Here is a 25,159-nt window from a genome sequence, read left to right on the forward strand (position 1 = left end):
TATCGTAAACACAGGCAGAGGGAAACTGACTGGCGCCTTTCATCCCGGCAGCGCCCTCTTCTGCATTCGTACCAGCCTAAAAACAAATAAAAAAGCAAAGGAATAGCTCCTTTGCTTACACATTTATTCATTGGTGCGCCTACCAGGACTCGAACCTGGAATGCGAGAACCGGAATCTCGAGTGATATCCCTTTCACCATAGGCGCTTTTGTCATATGTTTTAACAAGACAATGAATACTATACCAATGAACGAATATGAAAGTCAACCCATTTTTTAATTACACTTCCCCGGGAGAGCCTTCGAGCATTTTTTCAAACTGTTCGTTGATATCCTCTTCACTGTACCCTGCTTCCTGAAGTCTTTTAGTAAAATGCTGGGAATACACTCTGGAACGTTCCTGCATCTTTCCGAACTTCTTGGACTCCTGCTTTTTTTTCGTCCGCTTCTGGCGGTCTTCCGCATTGGACATGATGCTCTCGGTAATAAACAAGGCCTTCCACACCTGATCTTCTTCATAGCCGGATGCGTTTGCATCAAGTTCATCGATGACGTTTTGGTAGTAATCACGGAACTCTTCGTACGAAATCTCTTCATTCATGTTTAAGTATTCCTGAATTTTTTCATAATGCGTCTGAATCATTTGTCTCCGCCCTTTTCATTTATGTATTCCGAAACAGTATACCACGAATATAAAGCTGAGCGTCAAGGCACTTCCCTGCCATTTCTTATTTTTGCAATTGACGTTTAAATCAAAAGCTCCAGAGGGAAGAATCCTTAATAGATCTTACACGAAGAAAGAGGGATAGCATATGGCAGAAGTAACATTTAAAGCTAACGTAGGAGAACCGCAGACAACAATCGCTTCTAATGGCAAAACACTATGGTACAGTGTGACAAAAGAGGAAGGCCCTTCAACAAAAAGTAATGACTATCGGGTTGGTTTTGAAACTTCCCAGGAATTCGAGCCGAAAACAAGCGAAATTGTATTTCCGGATGTTGATACTACTGTAGAGCAGGACGGCAACATCTATCATTTGGAAAAATAAATTCTACAGGCTCCTTCTTTAGGAAGGAGCTTTTTTTTACAAAAAAAAGCGCCCCCGGAGGGCACTTTTTATTTTGTGCAGTATTGATCGAAAGCTTCTTCGAGTTTTTGAACAACCTGAATCGGCTCGTGGCCTTCAATTTCATGACGCTCAACCATGCGCACCAATTCTCCGTCTTTTAAGAGCCCAAACGATGGGGACGACGGCGGGAATCCTGTAAAGTAAGAACGGGCCTGCTCGGTCGCTTCTTTATCCTGACCTGCGAACACGGTCACAAGCCGGTCCGGCTTCGTATCATAATTTGTCATGTAAGCTGCTGCCGGACGGGCAATGCCTCCAGCACAGCCGCACACGGAGTTTACCATAACAAGTGTCGTGCCTTCCTTGTTCAACACTTCATCAACTTCTTCCGGGGTACGAAGAGACTGGTAGCCCGCTTCTTCGATTTCATCCCGGGAAGCTTGTACTATATCATTAACGTAAAAATCAAAATTCATTAAAATCCTTCCTTTCCTTCACCGAATACCTATATTGTAGCGGATAAGAACAGGAAATCACAAGTGAGAAGCTTGAAAAGTTATTCGTTCAATGCTTTTTCAAGGTTATCGATATTTTGATTCATTAATGATACGTAGCTCGCGCCATCAGCAATCTCTTCATCGCTGGCTGATTCGAGATTATTCAGCGTATACACTTCTGCTCCGATTTCTTCCTGAAGAACATCTGTGGTGTCAGAAGGGATGTTTTCCTCCACCATAATGGCGTTCAGGTCATTTTTTTCTGCTGTGTCGATGATATTGTTAATTTCCTGCGTGGAAGGTTCACTCTGGGCGTTTACGCCGTTAACAGCAATTTCTTCCAATCCGTATCGTTCTTCCCAGTACCCATATGCTGCATGGGAAACAATAAATTGATTTTTACTGCTTTCATTCACAAGAGTCTGGAACCGCTCATCTAATTCATCGAGCTCCGCCGACAGTTCCTCATAATTACTTTCATAGGCCTGCTCATTATCTGGATCCGCCTCTACCAGCTGGTCTTTAATCACGCCGGCTGCTTCTTTCGCCTGAACCGGGTCGATCCATACGTGAGGGTCCGTACCGCTGTGGTCGTGCTCTTCCCCGCTGTGGCTTTCTTCAGCATGCTCAGCGTGTTCTTCTTCAGATTCGCCCTCCTCATGATCATGGGCTTCCTCCTCGCCGGCCGCCTCTGCCACCCTGGCTATCTGTACATCCTGATTACCAATAGTACTCTCCACTTCGTCGGCAAACCCTTCCATCCCGTTTCCAGTCATAACAAACATATCTCCCTCCGCAATGTTTGTTAGTGTCTGCGGCGTTGGGTCATATGTATGCGCATCCGACCCTGCAGGTACGACGTTTTCTACATTCACATGATCGCCGCCGATCTGTTTTGTGAAGTCTTCCCAGGCAAAAAGTGTGGTGTACACTTCGAGCTTTTCCTCACCTTCTGTTCCCTGTTCTTCCTGAGTATCTGCTGAACCACATGCGCTTAAAGAAATAAAGGCTGCCCCAGCTGCCCCTAAAACAAATAGTTTTTTCATCATTGCACCTCTTTATCGTAATGATTACGTTTTGTATGTACATTGATTTTAGCGCAGAGGAGTCCGTTTGTAAATAAGAACGATTCTTTTTTATGCCCAAAAAAGAGGGGCTCCCTCGGGGAACCTCTCTTAAATGTTTTCGGTGCCTTTATAATTTTCAAGCCGCTGCTTTAAATCAGCTAAAAACCGTCCGCACAGCAGGCCGTCCAAAATCCGGTGATCCAGGGAAAGACACAGGTTAACCATGTAGCGTATCGCTATCATATCCCCCTGCATGACAACCGGTCGTTTTACGATCGATTCCACAGAAAGAATGGCTGCCTGCGGGTGATTAATAATCGGCATGGACTGCACCGAGCCGAATGAACCAGTGTTGTTCACCGTGAACGTCCCGCTTCTCATTTCTTCTGCCTTAATGGTCCCCTGGCGGACTTTAGTGGCCAGAGACTGCATATCCCGGGCGAGACCTCGGATGTTTTTTTCGTCTGCCCGTTTGATGACCGGGACATAAAGAGCTTCCTCGCTGGCCACAGCCATCGACAGATTCACTTCCTTGCGCTGAATAATCCGGTCCCCGTCCCAGGTGGAATTAAGACTCGGAAACAGCTGCAGGGATTCGGACACAGCCTTCATAAAAAACGGCAGATACGTCAGCGAAAAGCCTTCTTTTTGTTTAAACTCGTCCTTCACACTGTTCCGGTACGCTACCAAATCCGTCACGTCTACTTCAATCATTGTCCAGGCGTGTGGAATTTCCTGCTTGCTTTTCACCATGTTGTCTGCAATGGCTTTTCTTGCTCCGGTTACCGGAATAATAGTGTCGCCTTCACGCTCCTCCTGATTTTCAGAAGGCTTTGTTGAATAGATTGGAAATGGCGAAGGTGCAGCTTCTTCCTGTTTGGTTTTTTCTGCTCCTTCCCGGATCGCTTTTTCAACATCTTTTTTTGTAATGCGCCCCTGTCTACCGGAGCCTTCAATCTCTTCAAGCTCCAGACCGTTCTCCTGGGCGAGACGCCATACCACCGGCGAATACCTTTTTTTCATCGACTTCTCGTCCTCCCCGGCTGTTTGTTGTGCCGGAGCCGTTTGTTCCGTTTTTGCAGAAGGCTTCTCAGTTTCTTCTGCCGCGGCCGGCTGTGCTTCTTCTGTTTCCACGTAGCATATGAGCGTGCCCACAGCCACTGTTTCGTTTTCTTCAGCGACGAGTTCGCTGATTTCGCCTGTATAAGAGCTCGGGATCTCTGCACTCACTTTATCCGAAAGTACTTCTGCGATGGGGTCATATTTTTTTACTTTATCGCCCGGTTTTACAAGCCACTGGGATAGCGTGCCTTCGGTGACACTTTCCCCGAGCTGCGGCATGGTTACTTCTTTGCGCATCCTTGATACCCTCCTAAAATTCCGCCAAATCTCGTATCGCTGTCGTGATTTTATCCGTGTTCATTAAAAATTCTTTTTCAAGTGTCGGAGCGTAAGGCATGGCCGGAACATCGGGAGCAGCCAGTCTCCGGACCGGGGCATCGAGATCAAATAAATTGTGTTCGGAAATGATGGCCGACACTTCACTCATGATGCTTCCTTCGAGGTTATCCTCGGTGACAAGCAGCACCTTTCCTGTTTTAGCTGCGGCTTCTTTGACTGCTTCCTGGTCGACTGGATAGACGGTTCTCAGATCCACCAAATGCACATCAATGCCTTCTGCGGCAAGTGTATCGGCGGCCTGATTGGCCAGATGCACACACAGTCCGTATGTAATCACGGTGACATCAGTGCCTTCCCGTTTGACCGCCGCTTTTCCGATTGGCACCGTGTAGTCTTCTTCCGGTACCTCGTCTTTAAGCATCCGGTACGCACGCTTATGCTCAAAAAACAGCACCGGGTCGTTATCCCGGATCGAAGCCTTCAACAGCCCTTTCGCGTCATAAGGGGTGGACGGAATCACGACTTTCAGTCCCGGCGTGTTTGCAAACAGCGCCTCTACTGACTGGGAATGATATAGGGCGCCGTGCACTCCGCCGCCAAACGGTGCCCGGATCGTAATCGGGCAGTACCAGTCATTGTTGGAACGGTACCGGATTTTCGCTGCTTCGGACACAATCTGGTTGACTGCCGGCATAATAAAGTCTGCAAACTGCATCTCCGCTACCGGGCGGAGGCCGTACATCGCAGCTCCTATGCCCACTCCTGCGATCGCTGATTCGGAGAGCGGAGTGTCGATGACGCGCTGGTCTCCGTAGGTGCTGTGCAGTTCTTCGGTGGCACGGAAGACCCCGCCCTTCAGACCGACATCCTCGCCCAGTACGAACACATTTTCATCACGCGCCATTTCTTCTTTCATCGCTGTATTGATTGCCTGAATATAAGACATGACTGCCATATTAGTTCCCTTCTTCCTCGTAAACATACTGCCCAAGCGTCTCGACAGCCGGGTATTCTGCTGCTTCAGCGGCATCCGTGGCGGCATCCACTTCCTCGCGAATCCGCTGCTCCATCGCCTGCTCTTTGTCTTCGGTAAGTATCCCTTCTGTCCGCAGGTAATCGGCAAAAGCTACAACTGCATCGGTCTGCTTTTCCTCATCCATTTCTTCGACACTACGGTACAGTTTGTCGTTATCATCGCTTGAATGAGGTGTGAGTCTTGCCACAAGCGCTTCCACAAGGCTCGGACCTTTACCGTCCCGCGCACGGTCCACCGCTTCTTTCATTGCCTTATACACCTCAAACGGACGCGTGCCCTCCACGGTTACTCCCGGCATGCCGTAGCCCTTTGCACGGTCAGCAACATGCTCGCAGGCGAGCTGTTTACTGAGTGGCACGCTAATAGCGTATTTATTGTTTTCACAGAAAAACACGACCGGAAGATCATGAACGCCAGCAAAATTCATACCTTCATGAAAATCTCCCTGGTTGGAGGAGCCTTCGCCAAACGTGACCATCGTAACAAAATCCTTGTTTTTCATTTTAGCTGCCAGTCCGAACCCGGCAGCATGTGGAATCTGAGTAGTTACCGGAGAGGACTGGGTCACAATACGGTTTTTCCGCTGGCCGAAATGGCCCGGCATCTGCCTGGATTCAGAGTTGGGATCTCCCTGTTTAGCAAAAGCTGCCAGCATCAAGTCCTTTGCAGTCATTCCAAATGCCATGACGAGACCAAAATCACGGTAATACGGGAGCAGGTAGTCCTTATCACGGTCAAGTGCCATAGCTGCAGCCGCCTGCGCCGCTTCCTGGCCCTGGCAGGAGACAACAAAAGAAATTTTGCCGGCACGGTTCAGCAGCCACATCCGTTCATCAAGACGTCTCGCCTGCAGCATAATTTCATACATTGTGAGCGCTTCTTCGTCGCTTAAGCCTACTTCCCGGTGAGTACTGTATTCCTGAATCATTTTCGTTCCTCCTCGTTATTTCACCCGTGGTGAATAGCTTTTCCGTCTACAGCCAGGGCACCTTCAGCATAAATTTCCGCCAATGTCGGATGCGCATGCACGGCTCCCTGTATTTCAAGGTGTGCAGCATTCATATAGACTGCAAGTGCTCCTTCATTGATCAATTCGGTCGCTTTTTTTCCAACAATATGAACGCCGAGCACGTCTTCAGTGTCTTTATCTACAATCATTTTCATAAATCCTTCCGGATCACTTTCTATTAGCGCCTTGCCTATCGCCTGAAAAGGAACGGTGCTTGTTTTAATATCCAGCCCGGCATCTTCGGCTTCACGCTCTGTCCAGCCTACGGAAGCCATTTCAGGATCCGAGTAGACACAGGAAGGAACGTGCTTATAGTTAAGGGGCTCAGGGTGATTTCCGAGCATATGCTCTACAGCAATGATGCCTTCCCGTGAGGCCACGTGAGCGAGCTGCATGCCGCCGATAACGTCGCCGATAGCGTACATATGCGATTCCTTCGTCTGGTACATGTCGGACGTCTGGATGAAGCTGTTCTGTACTTCGACTTCTGTATTGTGGAGCCCCAGATCTCCCGTGTTGCCGTTTCTTCCGACAGCGACGAGCATCTTCTCAGCCGCCAGTGCCTCTCCGGTTGCTGTACGGGCCGCTATTTCTCCGTTTTTCGTAAGAGACGAAGGGTCGAGCTGTGTATTTGTATAAACACGGACCCCTTTTTTCTTCAAGCGTTTTTCCGCCTCTTTTGACACGGCCTCGTCCATCATCGGAAGCAGGCGATCGCCGAGTTCCACCATCTGTACCTCTACGCCGAAATCCTGAAGCATTGAAGCCCATTCCACGCCAATAACTCCTCCTCCGACAATAACGATTGACGAAGGAAGCTTTTCTGCTTCGAGCAATTCCTCGGAGGACAAAATGTATTCGCCATCAATATCGAGTCCTGGCACCGTCGCCGGACGGGAGCCTGTGGCGAGCATAATCTGTTTGGGCTGCAGCATAATATTTTCTCCTTCTGTTTCTGTCTCCACTGAAATGGTGCTTGCCGTTGGAGAAAATATGGAAGCCCCGAGTATGCGCCCGTGTCCGTAATATACATCCACCTGGTGCCTAGAGAGCAGATGCTGGACTCCTTTATGTAATTGTTGTACCGTCTGGTTCTTTTTTTCGCGTACCTTTCCGAACTGCAGGCTCACATTGTCTGCTTCTACGCCGTAGTCCAGACTTTCCTGCATCATTTTATATACTTCTGCGCTTTTTAAGTACGATTTACTTGGTATGCATCCACGGTGCAGGCAGGTGCCTCCGATGTCCCGGGCTTCTACTACCGCCGTCGATAATCCTCTTTTTGCTGCATGCACAGCGGCCACATATCCGCCGGTACCAGCTCCTAATATGACCAGGTCATATTCTTTAGCCATAAAAATTCCTCCTGCGGGCTTTCACCCAGGATTTTATTCATTTATCTCTACTTTATTTTAATGGATTTTTCCGTTTCATCATAGCACGAAAATAGATCTGGTGAAGAGAAGTTTTGGCATTTGGAGATTATTATAGCACATCCTTTTGATCAGCCGTAAAACAGACCCTGGTGCTAAAATAAAAAAAGCAGCGCTCAGGCTGCTTTACCGGTTCGTTAAAATGTGCCGCGAGTGGGGCAGAAACTGTTTCCTTGAACGCTTGATGGATTCAATGCGCTCTTCGGCCAGCCGATTGGCGGCCTGGAACGATGGGATTCCGTCGCGTCCCGCAATTTCAAACACTCGAACAATATTATCGTAAATACCGTCAACTTTCTTCATAGCTCTCTCGCGGTCGTACCCGTAGAGCTCGTCGGCGATGTTAATTACGCCGCCTGCATTGATAATGTAATCCGGGGCATAAACGATGCCACGATCCTCTAAACGGATGCCGTCCTCTTCCGTCTGCAGCTGATTGTTCGCTGCTCCTGCTACAACTTTTGCCTGAAGACGGGGAATGGTGCGTTCATTCAATCCGCCTCCCAGCGCACACGGGCTGAAAATATCGCATGGAACATCGTAAATTTCTTCCGGCGCCACTGCTGTTGCTCCGTAGGTGTGAACAGCACTCTCCACTGAAGCTTCCCGGATATCCGTTACAATTAATGAGGCTCCTTCTTCATGAAGAAATCTGCACATTTCAAATGATACGTGCCCCACGCCCTGAACTGCTATCGTTCGGCCGGCAAGGCTGTCGGTATCGAAGGCTTCCTTCGCCGCTGCTTTCATGCCCTGATACACACCCCGTGCGGTGACCGGTGAAGGATTCCCGCTCGAACCAGAAGCAGAAGAAAGGGAAATTCCGGTCACAAAGTTCGTTTCTTCGTGGATAATATCCATATCATGCTCTGTCGTACCGACATCCTCTGCCGTAATGTAGCGACCGGCAAGACCTTCAATATAACGACCGAATGCACGAAACATCTCTTCATTCTTATCTGCGCGGGCATCTCCTATAATCACAGCTTTTCCTCCGCCAAGATTCAACCCGGCTGCTGCATTTTTGTACGTCATCCCTTTGGCGAGACGCAGCACGTCCTCAAACGCTGCTTCTTCATTCTCATACGTCCACATCCTTGTGCCACCTAAAGCCGGGCCGAGGGTCGTATCATGTATCGCAATAATTGCCTTTAATCCTGAATTCCGGTCCTGGCAGACAACTACCTGCTCATAATCGTGCAGCTCCATACGTTCAAACAATTCCATTTTTCGTTCTCCTTTTTTTGTAAATTCACATTTATATCTGCTCTGTGCGAAGCCGATCGGCTACTACTGCGATAAATTCACTGTTTGAAGGCTTGTAGGGCAAGGCACCGTCCTGGCTCCAGCCGAACAGATCGGATATTGCCTGCGTATGGCCGCGGTCCCATGCAACAACAATGGCATGTCTTAACGCCCGTTCGACCCGGCTTGGCGTCGTCTGAAATTTCCGGGCAATTTCAGGATACAGCTGTTTGGTGACCGCGTTAATCATCTGCATATCATCCACCACAAGTTTCACTGCTTCCTGCATATATACATAGCCTTTAATATGGGAGGGAATACCAACATATTGAATAATATCCTTAATACGTTCTTCCACCGACCGACGGCCAGAAGATTTTTCCGGCATATCCTCAATCAGCACCTGGGAATTCAGGCTTTCTCTATGCACATCCCGGATATTTGCCATCAGTGCTTCCATATCAAATGGCTTTAAAACGTAATAGGCAGCCCCGAGCTCCACCGCTTTTTTTGTTACATCCTCCTGACCGAATGCAGTTAACATAATAACTTTCGTGTTAACAGTATGTTTATTTTTTAATGCCGTTAATACAGAAAGCCCGTCCCGATGCGGCATAATAATATCAAGGAGTAAGACCTCCGGCCGTTTTTGTTCCACTACCTCGAGCGCCTCTTCCCCGTTATGGGCCGTCCCTGCTATTTCCATGTCTTCCTGTTCTTCTATATGTTCAATTAATACTTCGACGAGTTCTTTGTTATCGTCGGCCACTACGACCCGTATCATTTCTTTCCGCTCCTTTTGCCGCAGGCTCTGCCACGTTCCATTTTCCTTTCGACATTATTTTACCATAGCGTGTCGCATAGAAAAAGACAACTTCAGCAGTTGTCTTTTTCAGGCGGACACATTCTATTGGGGCTACACATTGCTTTTAGCTTTTTCAGCCATTTCCAGCAGTTCAGTCGCATTTTCTCTTGTCAGTGCCGTCACTTCGACTCCCGAAATCATCCGGGCGATTTCATCGATTTTATAATCTGACGTTAACGGTGTAACGATCGTTTGGACTCTTTCTTCTTTTTCTTCTTTTTGAATATACAAATGGCTGTCTGCCATTGCAGCTACCTGTGGCAGATGGGTGATGCAAAGTACCTGGGAGCCTCTGGAAACCAGATGGATTTTTTCCGCAATCGCCTGGGCAACCCGGCCGCTTACACCCGTATCAACCTCGTCAAAAATCAGGGAAGTAACGTGCTGGAAGCCGGAAAGGATCGTTTTCAATGCCAGCATGATCCTGGAAATCTCCCCGCCGGAAGCTACTTTTGCGAGCGGCTTTAACGGCTCACCCGCATTGGCTGAAATAAGGAACTCAATCTTGTCTGCTCCCTTTTCATTAAATACCCACGTTTCCCCCTCCGGCGTCTGATAGGTTTTCCCCCGGCTGAGAGGTGAAATCTGCACTTCCATTGTAGCCTTCTCCATGTATAGTGCCTGAAGCTCCTGCTGCACACTGCCGGCAAGCGAATGACCCGCCTGGCGGCGAAGATCGGTTAATGTTTTTGCTTCGGCAATCAGCTCTTCGGCTGCCTGGGAAAGCGCCTGCTCATATTCGGCGATTCGCTCTTCTTTATTGGCGAGTGAATCGATTTCCTCTTCGATTTTGGAGGCATACACTAAAATTTCTTCAACGGAATCTCCGTATTTTCTTTTCAGCTTATTCAACTCATCGAGCCGGTTTTCCACTTCGTTTAACCTCTCAGGGTCAAACGCCATGGAATCAGCTTTGTCCCGAAGCGTAAACGTTGCCTCTTCCATCATGTAATAAGCCGAGCTGATTGATTCGGAAAGCTCTCCGAGATCTGTATCGATTTCTGCGGCTTCTTCCACGCTCGATACGGCCATACCTGCCCAGTCGAGGGCTTTCCCTTCACCGTACAGGTGATCATAGGCTCCCCGGATCGCCTCAAACAGTTTTTCGCTGTTGGCCAGAATGTGACGTTCTTTTTCCAGATCTTCATCTTCACCAGGCTGAAGGCCGGCGGCCTCAATTTCCTGAAGCTGGTATTGAATAAAATCCAGCCGGTTTGCTGTTTCCTGGTCACTTTCCTTCAGCTGCTTTAATTTGGCCTGCAGCTGTCCAAAACGGTAGTAGCGTTTTTGATAGTCTTCAAGCGCTTCTTCAAGCTCCGTTTTCCCGAACCGGTCAAGCATCTGCTGATGACGTTCAGCATGCATCAGATCCTGATGTTCGTGCTGGCCATGGATATCTACGAGGCTGTGGCCTGTTTCCCTCAATACAGCAAGCGTCACCAATTTACCATTGATGCGGCAGATGCTCTTGCCCTGATGCGTAATATCCCGGCGCAAAACGACCATATCATCTTCAATATCAATGCCTGCGGCCTCTAATTTTTCAACTGCGGGGTGGTTATCCTCCAGGCGGAACAGCCCTTCCATTTCTGCCCGTTTTTCTCCGTGGCGTACATATTCAGCCGATCCCCTTCCACCGATAAGCAGGCCGATCGCATCAATGATGATGGATTTTCCGGCACCCGTTTCACCGCTTAATACTGTTAATCCATTTTCAAATGAAACGGTTAACTCCTCGATAATGGCAAAATTCTTGATGGAAATTTCTTCAAGCATTTCTGTACCCCATTTCCAATTAGCGTTAAAGCATTTCTAAAAATCGGTTTACAATCTCCGGCGAATTTTCCTTCTGCTTGCATATAATGAGAATCGTGTCATCCCCGCAAATGGTTCCCATAATATTTTCCCAGTCCAGATTATCAATGAGTGCACCTACAGCATTGGCGTTGCCCGGCAGTGTTTTCATGACAATTAAATTCTCCGAATGATCAATGCCGACAAAGCTGTCCACGAGTGCCCGTTTTAATTTCTGCATAGGGTTGAAGCGCTGATCGGCAGGCAGGCTGTACTTGTATCTGCCATCAATCATCGGCACCTTCACAAGGTGAAGCTCTTTAATATCCCGTGACACCGTCGCCTGGGTTACGTTGTAGCCGTCCCCCCGGAGTCTCGCTACTAAATCATCCTGCGTTTCTATGTCTGTATTTGAAATCAATTCCCTGATTTTTATATGTCTTTGTCCCTTATTCATCCCGAAACCTCCCGTGCAAAACTACTTTCATCATAACTATTTCATTATAATTATACAAGTTTATGAGTAAATAGCATGCCATGATTTAAAAATTCTTTCAAAACCATGAGTTAAACAAAAAAAAAGCCGAAGGGTATCGGCGTTTACGAAGGTTCCAGTTTTTTCTTGAATGATTCATGTGCATCACGAACTACAGCTTCTATTTGCTCTTCACTAAGAGGAGACGGCTTATCGCTTAATACCGAACCATACAGCAGGTATTCAATATTGCCGTCTCCCCCGGTAATCGGTGAAAAATCGAGCGCTTCCGGCACTAAGTTATAGCTTTCGGCTGACTGAATTGTTTTTTTCAGTACTTCCCTGTGCACCGCGGGGTCCCTGACAATGCCTTTTCTGCCAACCTTTTCCCGTCCCGCTTCAAACTGCGGCTTGATGAGTACGCAAAAGCCGGCACCTGCGGCCAGCACCTGCGGCATCACCGGGAAAAGCTTTTCCAGAGAGATAAAGGAGACGTCAGCGATCAGCAGCCCGGGAAGCCCGCGCGTCAGCTGACTTTTATCCAGGTACCTGAAATTCACTCTTTCCATCACCTCTACCCGGGGGTCCTGGCGAAGCTTCCAGGCGAGCTGATTGTAGCCGACATCCAACGCATATACCATAGAAGCCCCGTTTTGCAGCGCGCAGTCGGTGAAGCCCCCGGTAGAAGCTCCGACATCGAGCACCACAGCGTCCTGCAGCTCCAGCTGAAAAGACTCAATAGCTTTTTCCAGCTTTAATCCGCCCCGGCTGACGTAGGGCATCTGCTTTCCCTTCAGGCGTAAAGCTGCCTCATCACTTATTTTTGCGCCGGGCTTGTCCACCACTTCATCATCTGCCAGTACAAGACCTGCCATAATTGCCCGTTTAGCTTTTTCCCGGGAATCAAATAGTCCCTTCTGCACTACCAGCGTATCAATGCGTTCTTTATTCATCCGCGGATATTTGTTCTTTCTTTACTGGTCATCGCCGCCACTTTTTCCGCTACTTTCTCTGGCGTGAGGCCCAGTTCTTCATAAAGCTCCGGCACACTGCCATGCTCTACATAGTAGTCGGCAATGCCCATCCGGCGGATTGGAAGCGAGTCATGCTCATGGTCGGCCATATATTCAAGCACGGCACTTCCGAAGCTGCCCTTCAGTGCTGCTTCTTCGACTGTCAGCACCGGCTTACCTTCTTCAGCTAATTCTTCGAGCATTTCATCATCAAGCGGCTTGGCTGAACGGGCATTAACGATACGGACATCTGTGCCCTGACTGCTTAACAAAGCAGCTGCCTCCTCTACGATTGGAAGCATTGTTCCAAACGAGAGGATCGTACAGTCCGTCCCTTCACGGACGATTTCCCATTTGCCATAAGGAATCATTTGAAACTCTTCATCCATCTCCACTCCGAGGCCGTTACCACGCGGATAGCGGACAGCTGTCGGGCCATCGTCATTATGGAAAGCCGAGTACAGCATATGCTGCAGTTCATTTTCATCCTTCGGCATCAATATTTTCATATTCGGTAAATGCCGCAGGTATGCAATATCAAACACGCCCTGGTGCGTCTCTCCATCAGCGCCGACCAGTCCTGCACGGTCAATGCCAAAGAGCACATTCAGATTCTGGCGGCAGACGTCATGAACAAGCTGGTCGTAGCCCCGCTGCAAAAACGTGGAGTACACGCCGAACACCGGCTTCATTCCCTGCGTGGCAAGCGCTCCAGACATCGTCGTAGCGTGCTGTTCGGCGATGCCTACGTCAAACATGCGATCCGGGAATTTGTCCGCAAACGTGTCGAGCTTCGTACCGCCGGCCATAGCCGCTGTTATGGCCACCAGACGCGAATCCTGTTCTGCTATTTTTTGCAGGGTATTGCTGAATACGGCACTGTAGGCAGGCGCGGCTGCCGGTTTTTTAATTACTTCACCGGATTCAATTTTATATGGCCCAAGACCGTGCCACGTTCCTTTGGCATCCTCCTCCGCCGGGGTGTAGCCTTTGCCTTTTTTGGAGAGGACATGCACAATCACCGGTCCGTTAGTGTCTCTGGCATATTTAATGTTAGCGTGCAGGTCATCGAGATCGTGACCATCCACTGGACCGAGATACGTAAATCCAAGCTCTTCAAAAAACATGCCGGACAGAACCATCTGCTTCATGCTGTCTTTCATCCGGTCGGCATAGGAAGCAAGCTTCGACCCGAACGCAGGAATTCTGCGCAGCATATGGTCGACGTCTTCTTTCGTTCTGCGGTAAGTACCGGCTGTCCGAATACGGCCGAGCATACTGTGGAGTGCCCCTACGTTCGGAGAAATCGACATCTCATTGTCGTTCAGAATAATAGTAACGTCCGTCTGTTCATGCCCGATATGGTTAAGTGCTTCGAGAGCCATACCGCCAGTAAGGGCTCCATCACCAATAATAGCTGCTACTTTGGCATCTTCGCCCTTCAGCTGATTCGCAAGCGCCATTCCCTCTGCCGCAGACAGCGACGTCGAGCTGTGGCCTGTCTCCCATACGTCATGTTCACTTTCTGAGCGTTTAGGGAAGCCGCAAAGCCCCTGGTACTGGCGCAGCGAATCAAAGCGATCCGCGCGTCCAGTTAAAATTTTGTGCACGTAGGACTGGTGCCCGACGTCCCAGATGAGTTTGTCTTTTGGCGTGTTGTACAGCTGGTGCAGGGTGAGCGTTAATTCCACTACTCCGAGATTGGGACCGAGATGGCCGCCCGTAACGGATAATTTTTCAATTAGAAAAGCCCGTATGTCTTCCCCGAGTGCTTTTAGCTCTTTATCATTGTATTCCTTCATGAATCCAGGGTCTTGGATCGTTTCCAAGTTCATTTAAATCCCCCTACCTGCTATGTTTTTCTGTTGATGACTTCCATCTTCTTTTCTTTGGAATCAGCTTAATTTTTAACTTATTTTCAATAAAATACAAGACTCTTCCGACCTGAAAAACAATATTATTCGCATACGTAATCGCTAGTGTTTTCCCAAGTGCTTTCCCGCTGACTGTGAGCGCTGCCACGACAGCGGTGAATATAGTACTTAGAACCAGCTGGCCGTTGGAGCTGTTATTTGTGCCAATGGTCATACCAAGCTGCACAACAACTGCCGAGCTGGCCGTCCCGCTTACAACCCCGCTGATATCGCCGATCACGTCGGCACAAAAGTTCGCAACCCGGTCGGCGTTCCGCTGAATAAAAACACTGTGGGAGGCCCCGGGAACTTTTTTAGCGGCCATTGCATTGAATGGTCTCGGCTTTGCCGCGGTGGCAGCTACACCGATCACATCAAAGATGACACCGGTAAATACGATGATCAGCACGACTACCATGCCAATCGCCCAGCCAACCCCCGAAAGCACTGCTGTCGAGACTACCGAGAAGATTGCTGCAAGTATCAGGGTAACAAACCCAATTAACGTACTCCACCGGAGTGATTTTTTCCATAAACTATTCATCTTCACTTATCACCAAATTCTTTGTTTTTATCATAACGTACATCTCATTCTTTTAATATCATTTTGTGCTCTGGCCTGATTGTTTATACCCTAAATAACATACATTTAAGCTTTTCTCTGCTTTCCCCTCAAACACTCACGTAAAAGAAAAAAGCGCCTGTCAGCGCTTCTTCAACTACTTATGTATAAAGTTGAATGGTCGCCCGGAGCGTAAACCTTGTGGCTTAGGTCCAGTAGGATTTCCCACCAGGCAGCCAATTCGTCGCCGAATCGGTGGTTTCCCTTTAATGCCTGGTGAACGCCGTCACCGGCAGTTCGACTGAATTACCACTCAGACCACACTGCAATCCACTCCGGACGTGCGTCAAACAGCCTAGGGGTTTTCCCCGGCAGTTCCGTGCCACTTTCTTATCCTCTTTTGCAGAACAAGTTTCAGTTGTTGGGTCCCATACCAGTTGGCCGACCGGTATGATACCAATTGAACGACCTCCCCACTGTTCCACTCAAGGCAGGCTACGCTGTCGAAAGGCCTTCCCTTGGCCCTTGCAACAGGTCTTACCGCGGCATGCGTCCGGGACGGTATCCGTCTTCCAGGATGACCCGGATGCATAACCGCAGCCTCCACGGCGAAAGGGTTCGCGCCCACATGCCATTGTGGATCGCCCTTACGCCTTAACTCCCAGCACCGACCCAGGGCTGGGCGCCGCAAGCCGACGCCAGGAACTTCATCGATGTGCCCTTCAGCGGATTTTTAGGCCCGCCTTCGAAAATGGAGAACCGACTAGGATACTGCACCATTCAACTTTTCAAAATTATTTTAGCATGGTTTTTCTGTCCTGAAAACTAATTCGTTCTGCTTTAGTGATTACGCTGACCAACATATTGGAGAAATGCTGTTAAAAGGGACGTGTCTACCGTCATGCGCCCGAGCAGCTTTTCCGCCTGTTCAATATGATGGGCGAGTTTCTCTTTTGCCCCTTCAAGCGTCAGCAGCTTTGGATACGTGCTTTTTTCTTTCGTTTCATCGCTTCCGGAGGACTTTCCCATTTCCTCGAGAGAGCCCTCTACATCCAGAATGTCATCCTTAATTTGAAAAACGAGACCGAGTTCCCGGCCAAATGCACGCCAGTTTTCCACATCTTCGTCTGCAGCTTCTGCTATCAGCGATCCGGAAACTGCTGCGTAGGTCAACAGATCTCCCGTTTTATGATGATGAATGTATTCGAGCTCCTCCAGGGTGAGAGACTGCCTTTCCCCTTCGAGGTCGGCCATCTGACCGCCAACCATGCCTTCGCTTCCGGAGGCCTCAGCCAGCTCCTGTACCAGCTGCAGTCTGGCAGCGGCAGAAGCCGGCCGGCCGGCTTCCACAATCCAGGAAAAGGCTGTCGTCTGCAGAGCATCCCCTGCTAAAATGGCAGCGGCTTCCCCGAATTTTTTATGATTCGTCGGCTGTCCCCGGCGCCAGTCATCATCGTCCATCGACGGCAGATCATCATGGACGAGCGAATACGTATGAATCAGCTCCACGGCAGACGCGGCCGGAAGATCCTCTTCTTCCACCGGGCGGTAGCATTGCAGCACAGCCAGTGAAAGCAGCGGACGCACGCGTTTCCCTCCTGCTTCGAGAGAATAAAGCATCGCTTCTTTCAGCGTCTCCGGCGTTTTTAATGCACGTACCCGGTCAGTCAGAGCCCGGTCGACAGACGGCCGGTATGTATCGAAAAAATGCTGGAGGTCTGCACTCATTCGCCCGGTTCCTCGTTTTCAAGCGGTGTTACCTCTCCGTTCTCATCCACAATTTCGTCCATCTGCTTTTCAACCTTCTGCAGCTTTTCATGACACGTGTTGGAAAGCGTCATGCCCTCCTGATACATCGTGATCGCTTTTTCCAGAGGCACTTCGCCTTCCTCGAGCCGTTCTACGATCTGCTCGAGCTTTTCCATCGCCTGTTCAAAAGTTTGTTCTTGTTCTGCCAAGATTACCGCTCCTTTTCCGGACGGGAAAGTGCCTCAAAGCCATCTTCCCCTTTTTCTTTAACTTCACATTGCAGATACCCATCCGTCATATACATCCGCAGGCTGCTTCCTTCTTCTGCCTGGGCAATCGAAGACAGCACCTTATCATTTTCGTCGTAAGCAACATTGTAGCCGCGCTGTAAAATAGCCAGCGGATTGAGCAGCTCAAGCGCCTGCAGTGATTTTGCAAAAGTGGCTTTTTTCCGCTCCACCTGCTGATTCATCGCTTTTTGCAGCCGGGCCCGCTTTTCGTGCATCCGCTCGCGTTCAAGTTCGATTAAGCGCTCGGGGTGCTGGCGCATAAGCCGCTTTTCTGTTTCTTCAAGCTTCTGCCTGCTTGTTTTTATCGTCTGCAGCGCCTGCTTTTCAAGCCTTTCCATCATCCGGTCAAGATCCTGTTCTTTTTGCTCAAACAGGCGGGCCGGGTATTTAAATGCATACGAGCGACGGAGCTTGGCAAGCCGGGTGCGCTGCTCCTGTATTTTATAATTCATCTGCCGGTGCAGGCGATTCTGCAGCTGCCGGACTTTTTCTTCGAGTTCACTGATCATCGGGACAGCTATCTCAGCAGCCGCTGTTGGCGTCGCTGCCCGCACATCCGCAGTAAAGTCGGCAATCGTAACATCTGTTTCGTGTCCCACAGCGGAAATCACCGGCACGCTTACGTTCCGGATGGCTCGTGCCACCACTTCTTCATTAAACGCCCACAGGTCTTCGATAGAGCCGCCTCCGCGTCCAACGATGACTACATCTGCGCTGGTCATTTTTTCGACTCTCTCAAGAGCCCGGGTGATCGACCCCGGCGCCTGTTCCCCCTGCACCAGCACAGGGAACAATGTGATTTTCACCGGGGGAAAACGTCGCTTCAGGGTGGATACAATATCCCGTATGGCTGCACCGGTCGGCGACGTAATTACGACAATATGCCTTGGGATGGGCGGGAGAGAACGCTTATTCTCCGGTGCAAACAGCCCTTCGGCCTCCAGCTGTTTTTTCAGCTGTTCAAAGCGCACGTACAGCTGTCCGATCCCATCCGGCTCCATCGCGTTCACATACATCTGGTACTGCCCGAAAGGCTCATACACAGAGACGCTGCCTGTTACGAGAACCTTCATGCCGTTTTCCGGAATAAAAGAAAGATTTTTGTTTTTTCCGGCAAACATAACCGCCGATATTCTCGCCTGCTCGTCCTTCAGGGTGAAATACATGTGACCCCTGCTGTGCTTTTTAAAGTTTGAGATTTCTCCGCGGAGCCATACTTTCTGCAGCCCCGGATTCTGTTCGATAGAACGCTTGATCGCACCCGTCAGCTGGGAAACGGAGAGCCATTTATCTGCAGGTGACTGCATGGCCTTATGCCTCCTGCCGGTGAAAACGTTTAGCAGATTGCAGTGTGTTGTAGAGGAGCATCGTAATCGTCATCGGACCGACGCCTCCCGGTACCGGCGTGAGGTATGAGGCTTTCTCGCTCACTTCTTTAAAATCAACGTCTCCGCAAAGCTTACCGTCCTCCTTGCGGTTCATCCCGACGTCTATCACGACAGCTCCCGGTTTAACATCTTTTCCTTTAACGAATTCCTGCCGGCCGATGGCCGCAATCAAAATATCTGCCGACTGCATGTAGGACTCCAGGTCTTTCGTGCGTGAGTGGCAGTGAGTAACCGTAGCATTTTTATTTAAAAGCAGCTGACCCATCGGTTTACCGACGATATTGCTTCGTCCGAGAACGACAGCGTGTTTGCCTTCAATTGAAACCCCGGTGTATTCAAGCATTTTAATAATGCCGTATGGAGTACAGGGAAGAAACGCCTCCTGGCCGGTCATCATCCGGCCGATGTTAATGGGATGAAACCCATCTACATCTTTATCAGGCGAAATGGTTTCAATTACTTTTTTATCCGAAATGTGATCCGGCAGCGGCAGCTGCACCAAAATTCCGTGGATATCTTCATTGTCGTTATAATCCTTTACAATCTGCAAAAGTTCTTCTTCAGTAACCGATTCCGGCAGTTCTTTTAATTCTGAATGGATACCGACTTCTTTAGACGCCTTCTGCTTTCCTTTGACGTACGACCTCGAAGCCGGATTATCTCCTACTAAAACCACGGCAAGGCCCGGTATTTGCTCTCCGTTATTCCAGGAGGCGACCTCCTGCTTGATTTCTTCACGCAATGAAGCTGCTACTTCTTTGCCGCTGATCAGTTGGGCACTCATTCGCTCTCTCTCCCTTCACGCTCACAATCGCTTAAAATATTCGACAACACGCCGTTGACAAATTTCCCTGCCTCTACACCACCGAATGCTTTGGCCAGTTCAATGGCTTCATTGACGCTGACATGCAGTGGAATATCAGGTACATATAACATCTCATGAACGCACTCTCTTAAAATAGCCCGGTCCACGTTCCCAACCCGTTCAAGAGTCCAGTGTTCAAGCTGATCTACGAGCCGTTCATCAATTTCTACTAGGTGTTCCCATACGCCATGCACCGCAGAAATCAGAAATTCATCTGCTTCTTCATCCTCGAGCATGGAATTTTTTATTGCCTGGTCTGCATCAACATCTGTAATATCCATCTGGTACAGTGCCTGTACGGACCGAAGCCTGGCTAAACGTCGATTCATTTCGTGTTCTCCTTTTCTCCTATGTACCCGGAGCCGTATTCGTAAATGAAAGAAGGACGGCTGCCCCGAAAAACGGTTGCGGGAGAGCCCCCCTGTTCATTTTTCCTGTTCCTGTAACGGCTGCTCTTCTTCAGGGAACTGCAGGCCGATAATGTGTACGTTCACCGCATCGATGTGAATATCTGTCATGCCCCGTACGGTCTGCTGAATGTTTTCCTGTACCTGCTTAGCCGTAACGGGCACAGAGCTTCCGTAATGAATCAGCATGCTGATCGTTACCACCGCCCCGCTTTCAGTCAAGTCTATCTTCACACCTTTGCCGTATGATTTCCGGCCGAGACGCTCTGCTACATCATCTGCGATGCTGCCCTGCAGGTCGTATACCCCTTCGACTTCGAGCGCGGCAATGCTTGCCACTACTTCAATCACGTCCCGGGCGATCTCAATATTTCCCAGGCTTTCTTTTTCTTCGCCTATCGTAAGCAGCGTGTATTCGCTCACAGCGCTCCCCGCTTTCTATGCAGCATGATTTTATTCGTCCTGCTCCGCCTCTGCTTCTGCTCTTTCTTTTTCTTCCGCTTCTTTCTGCTTTTGTACATATTCGTATTTATATTGGCGGAATACGGGATATTCAGAAAGATTATCAGGGATTTTTCCTTTTTCAAGCAGAATCAATTTGACAATATCCTTATTCCGGGCCATATGATATTTTTCTCCGTACTCATTTTCTTCAGCAAACTGTTTAATGCTTTGGTAATCTTCTTCCTGAATCGATACCGTATATTCATGGCCGGGTTCTCCGTACTGGTGCTCAAACCCTATTTCAAATTCCACGATCTGTATTTGGTCGCTTTTCATATTGCGGGTCTGTTCAAGTACCGCTTTTGCGCCTTCCGTTAAATCATTCCATTCCATATAATAGCCTCTCTTTCCGTATTACCGCTCAAAATTCCATTCCATTATATCACGGTGATTCTGCAATTTCACCGGTCCGGAGCCACCTGCGTTTATTTGTTCAAGAAAAAACGGCCTCCCCAATGGCAGGCCGTTAGTTTTTAGGCACGGGAGGCGTATGAGCCGGTCCTTGTATCGACCACGATCCGCTCGCCTTCTTCAATGAAAATAGGGACCTGCAGACGATAGCCGGTTTCTACCACTGCCGGCTTGGATCCTCCGGACTGAGTGTTACCTTTAATACTTGGGTCTGTTTCTTTGACTTCAAGCTCTACCGTGTTAGGCACTTCAACACCAAGTGTTTCAGTCCCATAACTGGTGATGGACACTTCCATGTTTTCTTTCAGAAAGTTTAATTCATACTTCAGCTGATCGCTCGTCAATTCCATTTGGTCAAACGTCTCCATATCCATAAATGTATGCACATCACCGCTCGCATACAAATACTGCATTTTCCGGCGTTCGATGTGGGCATTATTCACTTTTTCACCCGCGCGGAAAGTTTTTTCCTGAATGTTACCCGTACGCAGACTGCGGAGTTTGGAGCGGACAAATGCTGCCCCTTTTCCAGGCTTTACGTGCTGGAATTCGACCACTGTCCAGATATCGCCGTCTGTTTCGATGGTGAGTCCTGTTTTAAAATCATTAACTGAAACCATAAACGTTCCTCCACTCTTCAATTGATCGATTATTACTATATCACAGCTGTGCGTTTTTTTATACGCGCTCCCGGTTAATTGCCGACAATCGTCAGCTCTTTTGCGGAGTAGCTGAGCTTCCGGATGCCTGTTTCGGTAATAAGAACGTCGTCTTCTATTCGAACGCCGCCAAGCTCCGGTACATAAATCCCCGGTTCAATGGTAATCACCATGCCCGGCTCGAGCTGCACATCGCTTTTCGGGGAAACGCCCGGCTGTTCATGCACTTCCATACCGAGTCCATGCCCGAGACTGTGGCCGAAGCGCTCGCCGAAACCTTCTTTATTAATATGCTCCCGCGCGATCGCATCTGCTTCTTTTCCGGTCATTCCCGGCCCAATCTGCTCCACGGCCTTCACCTGGGCTTCATATACGGTTTGATATATTTTTTTCAGGTCGTCATTGGGTTCACCGACAGCGAGGGTTCTTGTAATGTCCGAGCAGTATCCGTCCACATAAGCCCCAAAATCAAGCGTCACCAGCTCCCCATCCTCTATCACTTTATCGGAAGCGATACCGTGAGGAAGAGCGCCTCTCCAGCCTGAAGCAACGATAATATCAAATGAAGATCCCGCTGCCCCGTTTTTTCTCATGTAAAATTCCAGCTCGTTACTTACATCAAGCTCGGTCATGTTCGGGGCAATGATCGATTTAATGTGTTCAAACGCATCCTCAGCAATATTGACCGCTGTCTGCAGCTTTTCCACTTCTTCTTTAGATTTGTACGCCCGCTGCTTTTCCACGATTCCCGATACCGGAGAAAGGGATCCGCTTAATTTTTCTCTCATATCTTCAAACTGTGCATAGGTTACATGCTGCTTTTCAAATCCGATGGAGGTCACTTCTTCACTCTGGGCGATCTCTTCGACCATATCCCATGCCGAGCCTTTCTGCTCCACCACCTCGAAATCAAGGGCTTCATCGTTAGCCTGCTCCACATAACGAAAATCCGTAATCAGCCGGGCCGATTTTTTTGTGATAACCAGCGTACCGGCCGAACCGGTAAAACCACTCACATAACGGCGATTATAAGGGCTTTGTATCACTAGAGCGTCGAGCTTTTTATGTTCAAGGTCTTCCCGAATACGTGCTGTGATTTCGTGCATTACCGACACCTCTTTTTCGATTAACTTTGCTTCCCTGTTTATCGTAACACAACGCCCGGAAGGGAAACAGGCATTAGGAGGGTGGAGAGATTCATTTATATATCACGTGTATTTTCGTTAGAATATGGGAATATTAATATTACTGTGAGAGAATGTTTAAAAGTAGCGCATTTCAAATCTTTATTGTAAAATTTAAGTACTATTTCTATTAACACTCTATCCCCCCTACCTCCTTATGCCTCTGCAGAAAGTTTCACCGCCTCACCCAGCGGGTATGGAAGTAAATCTTCTCAAGGAAGCTGTTTGATTTAGCAAGAAGGATATCAGGGTATCTCTGATTTTTACTATTTAATGTACTATACTATTTGATTAATTTTCGATATAACTGTCCCTGCCCGCTGATAACGCATGAAAATTTTAACGAAACGAGAGGTGTGTTCCATGCAGCAAGCGCTGAAAAATCCCATTGCCACTGTTGTGCTGGGACTTGCCATTTTAGGGGTGGGTTACCGGCTCGTAACAGACCCGCTTGGTCTGCTTCTCTATCTTGTTATTGGTGCAGCTATCGCTGTTGGATTATATTTCCTTTTCACAAAAGTTATCATGAAGCGCGCGATGATGAACCAATACCAAGCCGGCTCTAATGCTGCTTCGGGACGGCCTGGGGCAGCGAAAGGAAATCAGGCGAAAAATTTCAAACAGGCCCAGAAGCAGCAGAAGAAAAAATCCGCTAAAAACTCCAGTAAACGACGAAACGATGCAAACCTGAAAGTAATTCAGGGAAACAAAAACCGAAAAAAAGATCGGGCGTAAAATAAACGCCTGATCTTTTTTATTCATACGAACGCTGAATGTCGCTCAGCGCCTGCACACGTTCATCATCCTCTTCAAAATACTGAAGAACATCTCCAATACGGTCAATCGCATCCCAGCTGAGATGATGTTCAATTCCTTCCACATCGGCATATATTTTGTCCTCTTCCACACCGATAATATGTAAAAACTTCTCAAGCAGCTCATGCCTGTAAACCAGACGCTTCCCTATTTTATTTCCTTTTGAAGTCAGCACAAGTCCCCGATACCGTTCATAAATCAGATATTCCATCTTATCGAGTTTTTGGACCATTTTTGTTACCGAGGAAGGATGCACTTCCAGCGTCTCTGCAATGTCTGAGACACGCGCATAACCTTTTGATTCAATCAGTTGATAGATCCGCTCTAAATAATCTTCCATACTAGGAGTCGGCATCGAGACCCTCCAATAAATATGATAAAAACCGTCACACAAAAAAATTGGCTTTCTTCATTTTAACGAAACTATTTCTAAAAAACAAACCTTCTTTTTCTTATTATTAACCCATATTTCAAAATTGCCCCTAAGAAACTTTTTTGTTTTCTGAATAATTCTTTCCCTTTTGAAGGGCTTTTCTTTTTTTCGCATCTGCAATCTTGTACAATATAAAGTATTGAAGGAGGCAGCATTCATGAGCTATGTGATGTATAACGAATCCATCATCCCAAAAGAGGAAGCCGCTATTTCATTTGACGACCGCGGCTATTATTTCGGCGACGGTATTTATGAAGTAATCCGGGTATATAACGGGAAATTATTCCTCCAGGAAGGTCATCTTGAGCGTTTTCAGGACAGTGCCTCTAAACTTGACCTGGCAGTTCCCTATTCCCCCGATACTATGAAATCGCTTCTCCGCCGGTTGATTGATAAAAACGGGCTTACCACGGGCTATATTTACTTTCAGCTGACCAGAGGAATCCAGGCCCGGGATCATTTGTATGAACGCGGCAATGCCCCTGTACTAACCGGTTTTACAAAAGCGGCCGAGGTGCCGTTTGCTAAGCAGTCCGACGGTATTGATGTGTACGCCACTGAAGACATCCGCTGGCTTCGCTGTGACATAAAGACCATTAACCTGCTCGGAAACGTCCTTGCCAAACGGGCCGCAGAGGACCACCACTGCGCAGAGGCCCTCCAGCACCGCGGAGACGTTATTACGGAAGGCTCTTCCACTAACGCCTTTATTGTTAAAGATGAAACGATTATTACCCATCCGCAGAGCAATTATATTCTCGAAGGTATCACTAAACGCTATGTACTTCAGCTTGCAAAGCAGCTGAATATTCCCGTTGAACAACGTCCGTTTACTATCGGGGAGGCCCAGGAGGCTGACGAAATGTTTATGACGAGCACTTCGATTGAAATTGTGCCTGTGCGATCCATTCAGGGCTCATTTGAAGCCGGATACGGAGACTCTCCCGTAACGAGAGAGCTGCTTGGAGAATTCCGCCGGGAGGTAGAACTATTCGAAGCGGGGGATACCCAGCCGCTTGTCACCTATAACTGAGTATTTATATGCGTAATCAACAAAAGACCGCTCCGGAGCGG

General features: G+C 48.5%; 27 protein-coding genes and 1 tRNA gene. 3 read left to right on the forward strand and 25 right to left on the reverse strand.

What is annotated here, in order from left to right:
- Window positions 1–131 precede the first annotated feature (131 nt).
- Window positions 132–206, reverse strand: a tRNA-Arg gene (locus ACTRXF_RS14285).
- Between the two features lie 73 nt (window positions 207–279).
- A complete protein-coding gene (locus ACTRXF_RS14290) occupies window positions 280–642 on the reverse strand; it encodes a hypothetical protein (protein WP_474279601.1) in 363 nt (120 codons plus the stop codon).
- Between the two features lie 169 nt (window positions 643–811).
- On the opposite strand from ACTRXF_RS14290, the gene ACTRXF_RS14295 reads away from it, so the two are divergent.
- Window positions 812–1,048, forward strand: coding sequence for a hypothetical protein (locus ACTRXF_RS14295; RefSeq protein ID WP_474261852.1), 237 nt, complete (start codon window positions 812–814; stop codon window positions 1,046–1,048).
- A gap of 68 nt (window positions 1,049–1,116) precedes the next feature.
- On the opposite strand, the gene ACTRXF_RS14300 is transcribed toward ACTRXF_RS14295, so the two are convergent.
- The 22 genes from ACTRXF_RS14300 to ACTRXF_RS14405 form a co-directional block, all read right to left on the reverse strand.
- Window positions 1,117–1,545 carry a BrxA/BrxB family bacilliredoxin gene (locus ACTRXF_RS14300; protein ID WP_022793566.1) on the reverse strand — a complete coding sequence of 143 codons (429 nt, stop codon included), beginning with the start codon at window positions 1,543–1,545 and terminating at the stop codon, window positions 1,117–1,119.
- An 80-nt stretch (window positions 1,546–1,625) separates the two neighbouring features.
- Window positions 1,626–2,612 (reverse strand): metal ABC transporter solute-binding protein, Zn/Mn family, encoded by a 987-nt coding sequence (locus ACTRXF_RS14305; protein ID WP_474279603.1) that lies wholly within the window; start codon window positions 2,610–2,612, stop codon window positions 1,626–1,628.
- Between the two features lie 129 nt (window positions 2,613–2,741).
- Window positions 2,742–3,992 carry a dihydrolipoamide acetyltransferase family protein gene (locus ACTRXF_RS14310; protein WP_474279605.1) on the reverse strand — a complete coding sequence of 417 codons (1,251 nt, stop codon included), beginning with the start codon at window positions 3,990–3,992 and terminating at the stop codon, window positions 2,742–2,744.
- Window positions 3,993–4,005: 13 nt separating this feature from the next.
- A complete protein-coding gene (locus tag ACTRXF_RS14315) occupies window positions 4,006–4,989 on the reverse strand; it encodes an alpha-ketoacid dehydrogenase subunit beta (RefSeq protein WP_474261849.1) in 984 nt (327 codons plus the stop codon).
- 1 nt (window position 4,990) lies between these two features.
- Complete coding sequence (locus ACTRXF_RS14320; protein WP_474279607.1) at window positions 4,991–5,998, reverse strand: thiamine pyrophosphate-dependent dehydrogenase E1 component subunit alpha; 1,008 nt, start codon at window positions 5,996–5,998, stop codon at window positions 4,991–4,993.
- 20 nt (window positions 5,999–6,018) lie between these two features.
- Window positions 6,019–7,434: a dihydrolipoyl dehydrogenase gene (gene lpdA, locus ACTRXF_RS14325; RefSeq protein ID WP_474261847.1), complete on the reverse strand. Its 1,416-nt coding sequence runs from the start codon at window positions 7,432–7,434 to the stop codon at window positions 6,019–6,021.
- A 204-nt stretch (window positions 7,435–7,638) separates the two neighbouring features.
- Complete coding sequence (locus ACTRXF_RS14330; RefSeq protein WP_474261846.1) at window positions 7,639–8,739, reverse strand: Leu/Phe/Val dehydrogenase; 1,101 nt, start codon at window positions 8,737–8,739, stop codon at window positions 7,639–7,641.
- 31 nt (window positions 8,740–8,770) lie between these two features.
- Window positions 8,771–9,541: a sporulation transcription factor Spo0A gene (spo0A, locus tag ACTRXF_RS14335; RefSeq protein ID WP_474261845.1), complete on the reverse strand. Its 771-nt coding sequence runs from the start codon at window positions 9,539–9,541 to the stop codon at window positions 8,771–8,773.
- Between the two features lie 132 nt (window positions 9,542–9,673).
- Window positions 9,674–11,398, reverse strand: coding sequence for a DNA repair protein RecN (gene recN, locus ACTRXF_RS14340; RefSeq protein WP_474261844.1), 1,725 nt, complete (start codon window positions 11,396–11,398; stop codon window positions 9,674–9,676).
- 25 nt (window positions 11,399–11,423) lie between these two features.
- Window positions 11,424–11,873, reverse strand: a complete 450-nt coding sequence (gene ahrC / locus ACTRXF_RS14345) for a transcriptional regulator AhrC/ArgR (RefSeq protein WP_079476774.1) — start codon at window positions 11,871–11,873, stop codon at window positions 11,424–11,426.
- A gap of 143 nt (window positions 11,874–12,016) precedes the next feature.
- A complete protein-coding gene (locus ACTRXF_RS14350; RefSeq protein WP_474261843.1) occupies window positions 12,017–12,844 on the reverse strand; it encodes a TlyA family RNA methyltransferase in 828 nt (275 codons plus the stop codon).
- Complete coding sequence (gene dxs / locus ACTRXF_RS14355; RefSeq protein ID WP_474261842.1) at window positions 12,841–14,739, reverse strand: 1-deoxy-D-xylulose-5-phosphate synthase; 1,899 nt, start codon at window positions 14,737–14,739, stop codon at window positions 12,841–12,843. Before dxs ends, ACTRXF_RS14350 begins: the two co-directional genes overlap by 4 nt.
- Before the next feature lie 10 nt (window positions 14,740–14,749).
- The gene (locus ACTRXF_RS14360; RefSeq protein WP_474261841.1) at window positions 14,750–15,361 is read right to left on the reverse strand and encodes a hypothetical protein; all 612 of its coding nucleotides are present in this window, start codon (window positions 15,359–15,361) and stop codon (window positions 14,750–14,752) included.
- Between the two features lie 858 nt (window positions 15,362–16,219).
- Window positions 16,220–17,107, reverse strand: coding sequence for a polyprenyl synthetase family protein (locus ACTRXF_RS14365; RefSeq protein WP_474261840.1), 888 nt, complete (start codon window positions 17,105–17,107; stop codon window positions 16,220–16,222).
- A complete protein-coding gene (gene xseB, locus ACTRXF_RS14370) occupies window positions 17,104–17,340 on the reverse strand; it encodes an exodeoxyribonuclease VII small subunit (protein WP_322525944.1) in 237 nt (78 codons plus the stop codon). The genes ACTRXF_RS14365 and xseB overlap by 4 nt, the downstream gene beginning before the upstream one ends.
- Window positions 17,340–18,725, reverse strand: a complete 1,386-nt coding sequence (gene xseA / locus ACTRXF_RS14375; protein ID WP_474261839.1) for an exodeoxyribonuclease VII large subunit — start codon at window positions 18,723–18,725, stop codon at window positions 17,340–17,342. Before xseA ends, xseB begins: the two co-directional genes overlap by 1 nt.
- Before the next feature lie 4 nt (window positions 18,726–18,729).
- Complete coding sequence (folD, locus tag ACTRXF_RS14380) at window positions 18,730–19,590, reverse strand: bifunctional methylenetetrahydrofolate dehydrogenase/methenyltetrahydrofolate cyclohydrolase FolD (RefSeq protein WP_474261838.1); 861 nt, start codon at window positions 19,588–19,590, stop codon at window positions 18,730–18,732.
- Entirely contained in the window at window positions 19,587–20,000 is a 414-nt protein-coding gene (gene nusB / locus ACTRXF_RS14385; protein ID WP_022793584.1) for a transcription antitermination factor NusB, read from the reverse strand. The genes folD and nusB overlap by 4 nt, the downstream gene beginning before the upstream one ends.
- 96 nt (window positions 20,001–20,096) lie before the next feature.
- Entirely contained in the window at window positions 20,097–20,501 is a 405-nt protein-coding gene (locus ACTRXF_RS14390) for an Asp23/Gls24 family envelope stress response protein (protein ID WP_474261837.1), read from the reverse strand.
- A 30-nt stretch (window positions 20,502–20,531) separates the two neighbouring features.
- On the reverse strand, window positions 20,532–20,915 hold the full coding sequence (locus ACTRXF_RS14395; RefSeq protein WP_322525822.1) for a hypothetical protein: 384 nt from the start codon (window positions 20,913–20,915) through the stop codon (window positions 20,532–20,534).
- 140 nt (window positions 20,916–21,055) lie between these two features.
- Window positions 21,056–21,613: an elongation factor P gene (gene efp / locus ACTRXF_RS14400; RefSeq protein WP_474261836.1), complete on the reverse strand. Its 558-nt coding sequence runs from the start codon at window positions 21,611–21,613 to the stop codon at window positions 21,056–21,058.
- 74 nt (window positions 21,614–21,687) lie between these two features.
- Complete coding sequence (locus tag ACTRXF_RS14405) at window positions 21,688–22,758, reverse strand: M24 family metallopeptidase (RefSeq protein ID WP_474261835.1); 1,071 nt, start codon at window positions 22,756–22,758, stop codon at window positions 21,688–21,690.
- A 441-nt stretch (window positions 22,759–23,199) separates the two neighbouring features.
- Between ACTRXF_RS14405 and ACTRXF_RS14410 the strand changes: the two genes are divergently transcribed.
- Window positions 23,200–23,571 carry a hypothetical protein gene (locus ACTRXF_RS14410; protein WP_022793589.1) on the forward strand — a complete coding sequence of 124 codons (372 nt, stop codon included), beginning with the start codon at window positions 23,200–23,202 and terminating at the stop codon, window positions 23,569–23,571.
- Between the two features lie 19 nt (window positions 23,572–23,590).
- On the opposite strand, the gene mntR is transcribed toward ACTRXF_RS14410, so the two are convergent.
- The gene (gene mntR / locus ACTRXF_RS14415) at window positions 23,591–24,007 is read right to left on the reverse strand and encodes a transcriptional regulator MntR (protein WP_474261834.1); all 417 of its coding nucleotides are present in this window, start codon (window positions 24,005–24,007) and stop codon (window positions 23,591–23,593) included.
- Between the two features lie 235 nt (window positions 24,008–24,242).
- Here mntR and dat point away from each other — a divergent pair, with 235 nt between their 5' ends.
- The gene (dat, locus tag ACTRXF_RS14420) at window positions 24,243–25,118 is read left to right on the forward strand and encodes a D-amino-acid transaminase (protein ID WP_474261833.1); all 876 of its coding nucleotides are present in this window, start codon (window positions 24,243–24,245) and stop codon (window positions 25,116–25,118) included.
- The last annotated feature ends 41 nt before the right edge of the window (window positions 25,119–25,159 follow it).

The organism is Marinococcus sp. LNHM3E3-2.2, assembly GCF_056034385.1.

Excerpts from the sequence above, each read along its gene's own strand:
- ACTRXF_RS14405 (WP_474261835.1), bottom strand. The coding sequence starts at position 22,758 with ATGCACGAAATCACAGCACGTATTCGGGAAGACCTTGAACATAAAAAG.
- efp (WP_474261836.1), bottom strand. The coding sequence starts at position 21,613 with ATGGTTTCAGTTAATGATTTTAAAACAGGACTCACCATCGAAACAGAC.
- ACTRXF_RS14295 (WP_474261852.1), top strand. The coding sequence starts at position 812 with ATGGCAGAAGTAACATTTAAAGCTAACGTAGGAGAACCGCAGACAACA.
- ACTRXF_RS14300 (WP_022793566.1), bottom strand. The coding sequence starts at position 1,545 with ATGAATTTTGATTTTTACGTTAATGATATAGTACAAGCTTCCCGGGAT.
- ACTRXF_RS14410 (WP_022793589.1), top strand. The coding sequence starts at position 23,200 with ATGCAGCAAGCGCTGAAAAATCCCATTGCCACTGTTGTGCTGGGACTT.
- ACTRXF_RS14315 (WP_474261849.1), bottom strand. The coding sequence starts at position 4,989 with ATGGCAGTCATGTCTTATATTCAGGCAATCAATACAGCGATGAAAGAA.
- lpdA (WP_474261847.1), bottom strand. The coding sequence starts at position 7,434 with ATGGCTAAAGAATATGACCTGGTCATATTAGGAGCTGGTACCGGCGGA.
- ACTRXF_RS14305 (WP_474279603.1), bottom strand. The coding sequence starts at position 2,612 with ATGAAAAAACTATTTGTTTTAGGGGCAGCTGGGGCAGCCTTTATTTCT.
- recN (WP_474261844.1), bottom strand. The coding sequence starts at position 11,398 with ATGCTTGAAGAAATTTCCATCAAGAATTTTGCCATTATCGAGGAGTTA.
- mntR (WP_474261834.1), bottom strand. The coding sequence starts at position 24,007 with ATGCCGACTCCTAGTATGGAAGATTATTTAGAGCGGATCTATCAACTG.
- dat (WP_474261833.1), top strand. The coding sequence starts at position 24,243 with ATGAGCTATGTGATGTATAACGAATCCATCATCCCAAAAGAGGAAGCC.
- nusB (WP_022793584.1), bottom strand. The coding sequence starts at position 20,000 with ATGAATCGACGTTTAGCCAGGCTTCGGTCCGTACAGGCACTGTACCAG.
- ACTRXF_RS14360 (WP_474261841.1), bottom strand. The coding sequence starts at position 15,361 with ATGAATAGTTTATGGAAAAAATCACTCCGGTGGAGTACGTTAATTGGG.
- ACTRXF_RS14310 (WP_474279605.1), bottom strand. The coding sequence starts at position 3,992 with ATGCGCAAAGAAGTAACCATGCCGCAGCTCGGGGAAAGTGTCACCGAA.
- ACTRXF_RS14330 (WP_474261846.1), bottom strand. The coding sequence starts at position 8,739 with ATGGAATTGTTTGAACGTATGGAGCTGCACGATTATGAGCAGGTAGTT.
- ACTRXF_RS14365 (WP_474261840.1), bottom strand. The coding sequence starts at position 17,107 with ATGAGTGCAGACCTCCAGCATTTTTTCGATACATACCGGCCGTCTGTC.
- ACTRXF_RS14395 (WP_322525822.1), bottom strand. The coding sequence starts at position 20,915 with ATGGAATGGAATGATTTAACGGAAGGCGCAAAAGCGGTACTTGAACAG.
- ahrC (WP_079476774.1), bottom strand. The coding sequence starts at position 11,873 with ATGAATAAGGGACAAAGACATATAAAAATCAGGGAATTGATTTCAAAT.
- ACTRXF_RS14320 (WP_474279607.1), bottom strand. The coding sequence starts at position 5,998 with ATGATTCAGGAATACAGTACTCACCGGGAAGTAGGCTTAAGCGACGAA.
- ACTRXF_RS14350 (WP_474261843.1), bottom strand. The coding sequence starts at position 12,844 with ATGAATAAAGAACGCATTGATACGCTGGTAGTGCAGAAGGGACTATTT.
- folD (WP_474261838.1), bottom strand. The coding sequence starts at position 19,590 with ATGAGTGCCCAACTGATCAGCGGCAAAGAAGTAGCAGCTTCATTGCGT.
- spo0A (WP_474261845.1), bottom strand. The coding sequence starts at position 9,541 with ATGATACGGGTCGTAGTGGCCGACGATAACAAAGAACTCGTCGAAGTA.
- xseA (WP_474261839.1), bottom strand. The coding sequence starts at position 18,725 with ATGCAGTCACCTGCAGATAAATGGCTCTCCGTTTCCCAGCTGACGGGT.
- ACTRXF_RS14290 (WP_474279601.1), bottom strand. The coding sequence starts at position 642 with ATGATTCAGACGCATTATGAAAAAATTCAGGAATACTTAAACATGAAT.
- dxs (WP_474261842.1), bottom strand. The coding sequence starts at position 14,739 with ATGAACTTGGAAACGATCCAAGACCCTGGATTCATGAAGGAATACAAT.